The organism is Mycobacterium sp. (genome assembly GCF_025933915.1).
In the GTDB taxonomy this organism is placed as follows: Bacteria; Actinomycetota; Actinomycetes; order Mycobacteriales; family Mycobacteriaceae; genus Mycobacterium.
Genome location: NZ_JAICZA010000046.1, coordinates 1 through 10,492, shown reverse-complemented (window position 1 = coordinate 10,492; position 10,492 = coordinate 1). Strand labels below are relative to the sequence as shown.

At 68.4% G+C, this 10,492-nt stretch carries 11 protein-coding genes and 1 pseudogene; 4 read left to right on the top strand and 8 right to left on the bottom strand.

The window, feature by feature from the left end; translation table 11 throughout:
• Window positions 1–25: 25 nt before the first annotated feature.
• A complete protein-coding gene (locus Q0W90_RS09830) occupies window positions 26–1,264 on the bottom strand; it encodes an acyltransferase (protein WP_297594150.1) in 1,239 nt (412 codons plus the stop codon).
• A gap of 355 nt (window positions 1,265–1,619) precedes the next feature.
• On the opposite strand from Q0W90_RS09830, the gene Q0W90_RS09825 reads away from it, so the two are divergent.
• Window positions 1,620–2,060 carry an STAS domain-containing protein gene (locus Q0W90_RS09825; RefSeq protein WP_297697693.1) on the top strand — a complete coding sequence of 147 codons (441 nt, stop codon included), beginning with the start codon at window positions 1,620–1,622 and terminating at the stop codon, window positions 2,058–2,060.
• Here the strand turns inward: Q0W90_RS09825 and Q0W90_RS09820 are convergent.
• From Q0W90_RS09820 to Q0W90_RS09790, 7 genes are all read right to left on the bottom strand, one after another.
• Window positions 2,044–2,304, bottom strand: a complete 261-nt coding sequence (locus tag Q0W90_RS09820) for a hypothetical protein (RefSeq protein WP_297774331.1) — start codon at window positions 2,302–2,304, stop codon at window positions 2,044–2,046. The two genes, Q0W90_RS09825 and Q0W90_RS09820, sit on opposite strands and share 17 nt — an antisense overlap.
• Window positions 2,301–2,849, bottom strand: coding sequence for a DUF3093 family protein (locus tag Q0W90_RS09815; protein ID WP_297774329.1), 549 nt, complete (start codon window positions 2,847–2,849; stop codon window positions 2,301–2,303). Before Q0W90_RS09815 ends, Q0W90_RS09820 begins: the two co-directional genes overlap by 4 nt.
• Window positions 2,850–2,874: 25 nt before the next feature.
• Window positions 2,875–3,864, bottom strand: a complete 990-nt coding sequence (gene hemB / locus Q0W90_RS09810; protein ID WP_297774327.1) for a porphobilinogen synthase — start codon at window positions 3,862–3,864, stop codon at window positions 2,875–2,877.
• A gap of 85 nt (window positions 3,865–3,949) precedes the next feature.
• Window positions 3,950–5,608, bottom strand: a complete 1,659-nt coding sequence (locus tag Q0W90_RS09805; RefSeq protein WP_297594160.1) for a uroporphyrinogen-III synthase — start codon at window positions 5,606–5,608, stop codon at window positions 3,950–3,952.
• Between the two features lie 23 nt (window positions 5,609–5,631).
• A complete protein-coding gene (hemC, locus tag Q0W90_RS09800) occupies window positions 5,632–6,579 on the bottom strand; it encodes a hydroxymethylbilane synthase (protein ID WP_297594162.1) in 948 nt (315 codons plus the stop codon).
• Between the two features lie 13 nt (window positions 6,580–6,592).
• A complete protein-coding gene (locus tag Q0W90_RS09795) occupies window positions 6,593–7,963 on the bottom strand; it encodes a glutamyl-tRNA reductase (RefSeq protein WP_297594165.1) in 1,371 nt (456 codons plus the stop codon).
• Window positions 7,964–8,078: 115 nt separating this feature from the next.
• On the bottom strand, window positions 8,079–8,348 hold the full coding sequence (locus Q0W90_RS09790; protein WP_297774324.1) for a glutaredoxin family protein: 270 nt from the start codon (window positions 8,346–8,348) through the stop codon (window positions 8,079–8,081).
• 58 nt (window positions 8,349–8,406) lie between these two features.
• Between Q0W90_RS09790 and Q0W90_RS09785 the strand changes: the two genes are divergently transcribed.
• The 3 genes and pseudogenes from Q0W90_RS09785 to Q0W90_RS09775 form a co-directional block, all read left to right on the top strand.
• Window positions 8,407–8,715, top strand: a complete 309-nt coding sequence (locus Q0W90_RS09785) for a WXG100 family type VII secretion target (protein ID WP_297594173.1) — start codon at window positions 8,407–8,409, stop codon at window positions 8,713–8,715.
• Window positions 8,708–8,998 (top strand): WXG100 family type VII secretion target, encoded by a 291-nt coding sequence (locus Q0W90_RS09780; RefSeq protein WP_297774322.1) that lies wholly within the window; start codon window positions 8,708–8,710, stop codon window positions 8,996–8,998. The genes Q0W90_RS09785 and Q0W90_RS09780 overlap by 8 nt, the downstream gene beginning before the upstream one ends.
• Window positions 8,999–9,002: 4 nt before the next feature.
• A pseudogene (locus tag Q0W90_RS09775) lies at window positions 9,003–10,492 on the top strand (NAD(+)--arginine ADP-ribosyltransferase); the annotation flags it as partial.

Genomic DNA, 10,492 nt, shown 5'->3' with positions numbered 1-10,492 from the left:
CGCGACCGGGCGCAAAAGCAGCCATTTACACCGCGCGGACCGAAATCGCTTCCAGCGGACGGTCGATCGGATGCGGCTTGCCGTTCGTTGACTCGCCGGGATCGCTCCTCGCGGTCACAGCCCGGACGTCGACCATCTTGCGCATCCAGCGTCGGGCCGGCTCTTCGACGGCGTGATACAGCACGATCGAGAGGAGCACGGCAATCGCGAGCAGTCCGATGACGTTCCATTTCCACGGGTTGTCCTGCGTTGCGAGCTCGAATTGTTCCACGGCCCAACCCCAGGACGTGTGCACCAATTCGTGAACCATGTACAGGCAGAACGAGATCTGGCCGCCGTACACCATCACCCGGGTCGACAGCACCCTCGGCAGGCTGCCCAGCCCGACGGCCAGCGAGATCACCAGCGGAACGAACAACACGTCGACGACGCCGCCGCTGTCGTTCTCCACCACCCCGGATATCGGGTGCGCCCCAAACCAATACAGGACGCCCACCATGGCGGCCAGGAGAAGCAGCGAGATGTACCCTGCCGCGCGGCGGCCACGCTCGGTCAGCCGCAATCTGCGCACGGCGGCACACGCCAGGGCGCCGGCGGTGAACTGCGTGACGATCCGCGGCAGCCAGCTCCACGGCGTGTAGAAGTGGCCACTGGCCAACAGCATCACCACCGGCGGCAACGACGCCGCGAACGCCAGCACCATGAGGCTGCGCGCCCGCGTCGCCTGCTTCATCCGCAACAGCACCAACACCAGCAGGGCGAAGAGCACGTAGGCCAGCCATTCCGCGCTGATCGACCAGGCCGGCCCATCCCAACTCGAGTCATCGAAGAACGGCACAAACCATAACTGCACCAACAGGATCTGGCGCACATAGCTGATCGCGGTGAGCGAGGCGGCGTCCGGCGACGGCACATGACCGACGTGCAGGGTGAAGATCACCCACAGGGCGGCGAGGTGCAACGTGACCAGATACACCGGCCACACGCGGGCCAGCCGCAGCCACAGGAAATGCAGGGTCGCGCGGGTCGACCAGGACCGGCCCATGCGGTCGAGGTAGTTGTACGTCAGCACGAACCCGCTAAGGATGAAGAAGAGGTCGACGCCCTGCGCACCGCAGTTGAGCACGGGTGCCAACGCATCGCGCAAATCGGGCGACGCCTCGCCGAGCATCGGCCGGAAGTGAAACAGCACCACCCACACCGCGGCGACGATCCGGAGTCCCGTCAGGGCCTTGATTTCGCCCCGGATCTCTCCGCCCCGCACGCTGCTCTTCCCGTCTGGATCCTGCTGTTTCGTTCTGCTGCTACTCGGCTGATCGGGCGATCTCGCCATTTCGCAAGCCCCCCGACTAGCAACCGGCAGCCATGGCAGCCTAGCAGCGCAATCGCCGACATGCGGGGACGGTTGTGGTGTGGCAGACGCGCTTCAGCGCCGCCCGAAATACTCAACGCCATGATGGAGGTTTGCTCCGCCCGGAAACCGCATTCCCTTCTTAGCAAAGAGTTAGGCGCGGCTGCCTGTCTCCTTAGGCTTGCGGCCTAGCGTTGAAGACGGCTTTGGTGAGCGGGGAGGCGCCGCCCAAAGCCTGCGCGAGCGGCACGGAGAGTGAGGGGTCCTCATGACGATCGCAGGCGCCGAGAGTCGCCGCGACAACTGCGTCTTTGAGTGCGATGGCGCCCAGGTCCGCGCGCACTATCGCCACCTGGCGACGGTGGTGCATATCCGCGGCGAAATCAACGACGGCAATGTCGACCGCGTCAGTCACCACATTCGGCGTTTCACGCTCGGGGAAAACCCTCTGGTTCTCGACGTCGCCGATCTCAGCCAATTTGCTGAGGCGGCTATCTCCCTGTTGTACGCGTTCGACGCGGATTGTCGCGCCGCCGGGGTGGATTGGACGCTGGTGGCCAGCTCAGCGGTCACCGAGTTGCTCGAAGACACCGGTCATGACGCCAGTTTTCCGCTGATGCGCTCCGTTCACGAGGCGCTGCGCGATCGGGCCGACGCCATCGTGCTCCGCCGCCGGATGGCGCTACCGCTGGTCAGAAGGACGTCGTAGCGCCAGAGCGCGCACGCCGCAGTCTGGCGGCTCCGACGACCGCCAGCACCCCGGCACTCGTCAACAACACCAACGTCAGCAGCAACAGCTGAGGGTCGTACACCATCGACGCGGTGAAGGGCTGTCCCTCCGCGATGGGTGCGACGGCCACCGTGTGGTGCGAGCGCGTCCAGCTCACTCCCGACCCCACCAGCGCGGCAACCGCCACGACGAGCTCGACCCCCGCCCGGTAACTGGGGATCATCGCGCCGGCCCGGTGTCGTCGTCGCGGTCGCCGTCGATGACATCGGATCGGGTGGGCTCCACTCGCTCTTGGACCAGTGGGGTCATGGCCGCCCGCAGCTGACGATGACGACGCGCCCACGCCTGGGCGGTGCGCCCATTGGTGAGCTTGAGGCCGATACCGATCCGTCCGCGCGGCACCCCGGCCAATTCGCCGAGCGCCCGCGCCGACTGCCAGCGTGCCAGCTCCTTGCCGGAGGCTTCGTGGTTCTCGGCCTCGGGATACACCCTGATGATTTCGCGCACCAAGATGGTCTCGGTGCCCTGGCGCAGGGCGTCTTCGGTGAGCTCGACCGAGACGTGGATCCGTGCCGCCTTCACCTGCAACCCCACGAACGCCGACACCAGGACCAAGAAGATCGCGGGGACGATGAGCGACACGGGCGCACCGCTCCAGATCTCGATCAGGACCATCGCCCCCGCCGCTACCGGACCCAGCGCCACCCACCACCAGCTGGCGCCGGGTTCGTAGAACAGCGGCCTCGGCTGGGTGTCGCTTCCGGTCATCTCTGATGTCAAAGCAAGCCCCATCTCACGAAAGCCACGCCGCCGCATCCGCGGCCCAATAGGTGAGAACGATATCGGCTCCGGCGCGCCGGATGCTCGTCAATGACTCCAGCGCCGCGGCGCGTTCGTCGATCCAATTGTTCGCGGCCGCAGCGCAAATCATCGCGTACTCCCCCGACACCTGGTAGGCGGCCACCGGGACCGGCGAGATGTCCGCCGCGGCAGCCACCACGTCGAGATAACTCATCGCCGGCTTGACCATCACAATGTCGGCGCCCTCGTCCAGATCGAGCTGGATTTCGCGGAGCGCCTCCCGGGAATTGCCCGTTTCCTGCTGATAGGTGCGCCGGTCGCCGGACAGGCTGGAACTGACCGCCTCCCGGAATGGGCCGTAGAAGGCCGACGCGAACTTGGCGGCGTAGGCCACGATCGCCACGTCGGTATGGCCGGCGGCGTCCAGTCCGTCGCGGATCGCACCCACCTGACCGTCCATCATCCCGCTCGGACCCACCACGTGAGCGCCCGATTCGGCTTGCGCCACAGCGAGTTTCACATAGCGGGCCACGGTGGCATCGTTGTCCACCCGGCCCCTGTCGTCGAGGACGCCGCAGTGGCCGTGGTCGGTGAACTCGTCCAGGCAGGTGTCGGCCATCAACACGGTGGCCTCCCCGAGGTCCTTGGCCAGGTCGCGCAGGGCGGCATTGAGGATGCCGTCGGGGTCGGTGCCGGCCGACCCCACCGAGTCCTTGTCCTCATCACGCGGCACACCGAACAGCATCAACCCACCCACCCCGGCGGCGACGGCACTGGCGGCCGCGCCGCGCAACGAGTCGCGGGTGTGTTGCACCACCCCGGGCATCGAGGCGATCGGGAGTGGTTGGTCGATGCCGTCGGCGACGAACATCGGCAGCACCAAATGCCTTGGCTCCAAGGACGTTTGCGCGACCAAACGGCGCAACGCCGGGGTTGAGCGGAGCCGACGCGGGCGGTGCCGCGGAAACGCGCTCATGCTCACGTCTCGCCGCGAGCGGGCACAGAATGCCAGCTTCGACGGCGTGTCGGCGTACAAACACGCACGCTCGGCGGGCGGTGCCGCGCCACTAGCGCCTGCGGCTCTTTTTGCGCGGCGGTGGCAGCGCGCCCTCGGCCCGCAACCGCGCGGCGTGTTCGGCCAAAGCGTCGACCAGCGGACCCACCGCGGCGGTCTCGGGCTGGACATCCACCCGCAGGCCGAACTCGGCGGCCGTCTCGGCGGTCTTGGGACCGATGCAGGCGATGATCGTCCGCGCATGCGGCTTACCGGCGATTCCCACCAGGTTCCGCACCGTGGAGCTGGACGTGAAACACACCGCGTCGAACCCGCCGGTCTTGATCATCTCCCGCGTCTCCGCCGGTGGCGGAGCGGCCCGCACCGTCCGATAGGCGGTGACATCCTCGATCTCCCAACCACGTTCGCGCAGGCCCTCGGCCAGCGTCTCGGTGGCGATGTCGGCCCGCGGCAGCAACACCCGGTTGACCGGATCGAAAACGCTGTCGTAGGGCGGGAAGTCGTCGAGCAGACCCAGCGAGGACTGTTCGCCGGCCGGAACCAGCTCGGGGCTGATCCCGAACGCCCGGACGCGGTCGGCGGTCGACTCGCCCACACAGGCGATCTTCACCCCGGAGAACGCGCGCGCGTCCAGACCGAACTCGCCGAACTTCTCCCACACCGCGCGCACCGCGTTGGTGGAGGTGAACACCACCCACTGGAACCGGCCGTCGACCAACCCCTTGACGGCCCGCTCCATTTGAGCGGGGCTGCGCGGGGGCTCGACGGCGATGGTGGGCACCTCGATCGGCAGCGCGCCGTAGGACGTCAGACGTTCGCTCATCTCGCCGGCCTGGTCCTTGGTGCGGGGCACCAACACGGTCCAGCCGTACAGTGCGCGGCTCTCCCACCAGTTCAGCTTCGCCCGGCTGGACACCGTCTTGCCGATGGTCACCACCAGCGGACCGGTCAGCGGGCCGGCCGGGTCGGTACCGCCCAGCACGGCCGAGTCGGTCAAGCCGTGCAGCGTCGTCTCGATGGAACGCTGCTGGCAGGTGGTGCCCTGCGCGGTCACCACGCACGGGGTGTTCTCGGCGAGCTCATGCTCGATCAGGGTGCGCGCCGCGTCGGCCAGATGCGACGACGTGGCCTGCAGAATCAGCGGACCGGGCGCCGCCGCCAAAGCCTCCCAATCGACATGTGGGTCGCGCACGTCGGCCACCGTGTGCGAGGAGCCCAGCGGCAGCCCCGCGTACGTCGGAACGGCGTTGGTGGGCGCCAGGCCCGGCACGATCTCGATGTGCAGGTGGCTGCGCGCGATGGCGTTGACCTCGGTGATGACGGCGTCGACCGTCAGCGGGTCACCGGCCACCAGCCGCACCACGTCGACGCCGGTCCGCGCCTCGTGGGTCAGTGTCTTGGCGACCTCGGCCGGATCACCCAGCGCCGGGCGGACATCGGGGCCGCCGGAGATCACCGCCGGTTGCACCTGGCCTTGGTCGGCGCCGTCGCCGTTGGAGGCGGCCGGGTCGGCCGGGGCCGGGCCGGAAACCGGCGGCAGGTCCTTGCCGATCAGCGCCAGCACCGGCTCAGGCACGTCAGGGTCGGTGAACACCAGGGCGGCGTTCGTCAGCACCGTGGCGGCCCGGGTCGTCAACAGTCCGGGATCACCGGGGCCGGAGCCCACATACGTGATGCGGCCGGGTGTCGGCTTACGCCCTCGCGTCGTCATTGTCGCTCCCACGTAACTCGCACTTAATTTCCTCGCGTCGGGTCTTGCCGCGCTCCGCGCATCAGCTCTCGGGCGCCAAGCTCGAACAGCTCCGCGGCGACCGAAAGCCCAAGCTCTCGTGCCCGACCGGGAGTGCCGATGCCGGACGCGCGGATCACGTCGGACCCGTCCAGTGCCGCCACGCAGCCACGCAGCGACAGCTCTTCGAAGATCCGGCCTTCCTCATCGATGGACTCGACCACGTCAGCGATCGCGCCCACCGGTGCGGAGCAGCCGGCCTCCAGTTCGGCCAACAAAGCTCGCTCCGCGGTGACCGCCGCACGCGTGTCCGCGTCGTCGAGCTCCGCCAGCACTGCCGCCAACCGGCTGTCACCGGCACGACATTCGACGGCGAGCGCGCCCTGAGCCGGTGCTGGCAACATCTGCACCGGCTCTAGCGTCTCGGTGACGTCATCGAGGCGACCAAGTCGGGCCAAACCCGCCCGGGCCACCACGATCGCGTCAAGATCACCACTGCTTACCCTGTTCAACCTGGTATCTAGGTTGCCTCGTAGGGGGCGGATTTCCAAACCGAGACCCAATGCTCTAAGCTGCGCGGCCCGGCGCGGCGACGAGGTGCCCACCAGCGAACCGGGTGGCAGCTCCCCGAGCACCAGCCCATCGCGTGCTACCAGCGCGTCGCGGGGATCGTTGCGCACGGGTATGGCCGCCACAGCAAACCTTGGATCGTCGGCCGTCGGCAGGTCCTTGTGAGAGTGCACGGCGGCGTCCACCCGGCCCTCGTCCATGGCCTCGCGCAGCGCCGTGGTGAAGACACCCACCCCGAGGGATTCGATGGGCCCCGACGACCGGTCCCCGGCGGTGGTGATGGTCACCAGCTCCGCCGGATGCCCCAGAGCGATCAGGGCGTCCCTGACGAGCCCGGCCTGGGTGGTGGCCAGCAGGCTGCCCCGGGTGCCTATCCGGATCACGTTTGCCAATCGGTTACTCGGCGGGTTGCTGCGGGTTACCCGCGTCGAATCCGCTTGATATGACTGGTAATTCGCCGGCCGCGACGGCGTCGACGGCGGTCTGGTCGAGTTCGAAAAGCTCGCGCAAGGCCTCGGCGTAGCTGTCACCGCCGGGGGCGCTGGCGAGCTGCTTGATCCGCACCGTCGGCGCGTGCAGCAGCTTGTCCACCACCCGCCGCACGGTGCGTGCCACCTCTTCGCGCTGGGCGCTGGCCAGCCCGGGAAGCCGGTTGTCCAGGCGCAGGAGCTCCGCTTCGACCACATCGGCGGCGCGCTGACGCAGCGCCGTCACCGTCGGCGTGACCTCGGCCATCCGCTGGCCGGCCAGGTAGGCAGCGACTTCGGTGGCCACGATGGTGCGGGCGGCGTCGACGTCGGCGGCCGTGGCGTGGGCCGAGGGCTCATGCTGCACGCGGTCCACGTCGACGACCCAGACGCCGGGCAACCCGGCCACCGCGGGGTCGACGTCGCGCGGCATGCCCAGGTCGCAGATCACCAGCGGCTCGGTCGCCTCATCGCGGGTGGCGGCGGCGAGCGCGTGGTGCACGTCGGCCAGTGAGACCACCGGACTCACCGCCCCCGTGCAACTGATCACGACGTCGGCACCCGCGAGCACGTCGGCCAGCTGCTCCAGTGGCAGCGCGTCGGCCCGCACACCGGTGTCGCGGATCTTGCGGACCAGGCGCTGCGCCCGGGACAGCGACCGGTTCAGTACGTAGACCTGCGCGATGCCGGCGCGACACAGGTGCGCTGCGGCCAGGGCGCCCATCGCTCCGGCGCCGACCAGCACGGCGGTCCTGCCCGACAGCCCGTCCAGCCGGCGTCCGGCCATGGTCAGGGCGACCGACACCACGGAAGCGCCGGCGGCGTCGATGGCGGTTTCGGAATGCACCCGCTTGCCGACCGATAGCGCACGTTGGGCCAGCTCGTGCAGGACCCGACCAACGGTGCGATTGCTCTCGGCGGTGGCGTACGCGCGGCGCACCTGGCCGAGCACCTGCTGCTCGCCGATGACCGCCGAATCCAGGCCGCTGGCCACCGCGAACAGATGCTCGACGGCGGCCTCGCTGTACCGGACGTAGGCGTATTTGGTGATGTCGGTCATCGACATCCCGGATTGTTCCGACAGCACCTGCCCGATCACCGCCAGCCCGCCGTGGAACGCGTCCACCACCGCATAGACCTCGACCCGGTTGCATGTCGACAGCACCATCGCCTCGGTCACCAGCGGCGACTGCAACACCCGATCGACGATCTTGCCCTGATCGGATTCGTCGATGCTGAGTTGTTCCAGGACGGAGACCGGCGCACTACGGTGCGAAACCCCGAAGAGCAAGACGCTCACGGCAGCATCACCTGGCCAGCTCCCTTGCATCCTCCAGTAACTGAACTGCTGTCCACGGTAAACGTTTATCAGCTGGGCTACCAAATAATTGCCCGACGCCCACCCGGCCGCCTCGTCAGCGGGCGAGATCCGCGCGCAGCCGGGCCTCGTCGATCTCCCAGTAGCTGTGTTCGCGGCTGTCGAGCAGGACCACCGGCAGCCGGTCACCGAACTCGGCCCGCAGCGCGGGGTTGCCGGCCGCGGCCGCGGCGTCGACGTCGATCGTCGACAGGTCGAAGCCCAGTTCACCGGCCAGGTCGGCCAGCCGGGCGCGGACGCGCTCGCAGATGGCGCACCCGTCGCGGGTCAGCAACTCCACCTGCGGTCTGCCGGGCACTCGGGTCACGGACTCAGTGTGTCATCACCGACTTGTGGGGCCGTCTACCAGGAGTTATGTTCCGGCTATGGCCGACGAGACGATCCGGGTCGATCCGGCGGTGATGCAGGGGGCCGCCGTCTCGCTGAGCGGTGCGGCCGAGCATCTTTCGGCCCAGCTGTCCCAGCTCGACGATCAGATCGGTCAGATGTTGGGCGGTTGGCAGGGCGCGTCGGGGAGCGCCTATGCCTCGGCGTGGGAACTGTGGCATCAGGGCGCTCACGAGGTCCAGCTGGGCTTGTCGATGTTGGCGCATCTGGTGGGCCGGGCCGACGAGGGCTATCGGGCCAACGAGGCCGGGTCCGCCCAGGCGGAGCGGGCGGTGCGTGGTGGCTGAGGCGTTCCGGGTGGATCCGCAAGCGCTGGCCGACGCGGTGCAGCGGATGACGGCGTTTCAACGCTATGCCGACGACATGATCACCGAAATCGATTCTCGGGTAACGCGTTTGCACACGACATGGACGGGTGAGGCCGCCGCGGCCCACGCCGAGGCGCATCAGCACTGGGTGCGCGGCGAGGCGATGAGGCGCGAGGCGCTGGCGCAGCTCGAGAAGGTGGCCACGACCGCGCACGGCAACTACACCGGGGCGATGTCGACGAATCACGGTATGTGGTCGTGAGCAGATGGCCCCGCTGGCGTGTGATCCGACAGCTCTAGACGGTGCTGGTGCCACGCTGGTGGCCACCAGTGAGTCGTTGGGATCGGTGATTACGGCCCTGACCACCGCGCTGGCCGGCAGCGTGGGCATGGCCGGTGACGATCCGGTCGGTGCGGCGCTGGGCCGCAGTTACGACCGTGCGGCGGCCAAGGTGATCGAGGCGCTGACCAGTACCCGCAATGGGGTGTGCAGCATCGGCGACGGGGTGCGGATGTCGGCACACAACTATGCGCTGGCCGAGGCGATGTCGGATGTGACGGGCCGTGCCGGGGGTTTGCCGACGCCGCCAGTGACCGGGCCGTTGACCGTCGGGGCTTCGCCGCCGTCGGCCGTCGGTGCCGGTAGCGGCGCGCCGGCGGGCTGGAGCTGGGTTGCGCCCTATATCGGAATGATCTGGCCCACTGGCGATTCCGCGAAGTTGCGCACCGCCGCGGCGGCGTGGACGACCGCGGGCGTCAACTTCATGACGACCGAGATCGCGGCGGGCGGCGGCACGATGGCCGCCATCGCCGCGCAGCAGATTCCCGAGGCCGCTGCCATCAACACAGCTTTGGCTGATGCGTCCGGCGCCACGAGCAGCGTTGCGCAGCAATGCCAAACGATCGCCGCGCAACTCAATAGCTACGCAGCCAAGATCGACAAGGTCCACGCGGCGATCCTGGATCTGCTGTCCCGCATCTGCGATCCGCTGACCGGGATAAAGGAGGTCTGGGATCTCCTGACCGATGAAGACGAAGACGAGATCAAGAGGATCGCCGACGACATCAAAACGGTGGTCGACAGCTTTGCCCGGGAAGCCGAAGCGCTGGGCGGCCAGATCGAGGCCGCCATGTCGGCGGCCGAAACCGCCGCCAAGGATATGGCCCACTGGGCGGATAAAGAGTGGGACCACTTTTTGCACGGGACGCCGGTCGGCAGGGCCCTCAATCAGGTAGGCCAGGGTTTGAAAGGCTTCGGCGAGGAAGGCTGGGACTTCCTTGAGCTGCTCGCGAAATTCAGCCCGAGCCGGCTCCAGACCGATCCGGTGGGCTACGCCAAAGACGTGGCCGACGTGGTCTCCGGGGAGTTGCCGCTGGTCGGCCTGGGCCCCAACGGTGGACCGGGAGTCGCCGAGTCGTGGAAAGCGCTCGGAAAGGACGTCAGCCACTGGGACGAGTGGGGCAGCAATCCCGCCGAGGCTCTCGGCAAATCGATGTTCGACGTGGCAACTCTGGCCCTGCCCGGCGGGCCGCTCTCCAAGCTGGGCAAGGCGGGCGGCCGGGCAGCCGATGTACTGAAGGGTTTGAAGAAGCCGCCTGAGATTCCCAAAGTCCCGTCGGTAAAGCCTCCGGCCGAGCCGCCCCCTGCAGGCCCCAAGCCGTCGGAACCGGGCCAGCCCGCGCCCGGGGGCAAGCCTGTGCCCGGCCCCGCCGACGGTCCCCTGCCGCACAGCCCCACGGAATCCAAGCCACCCGT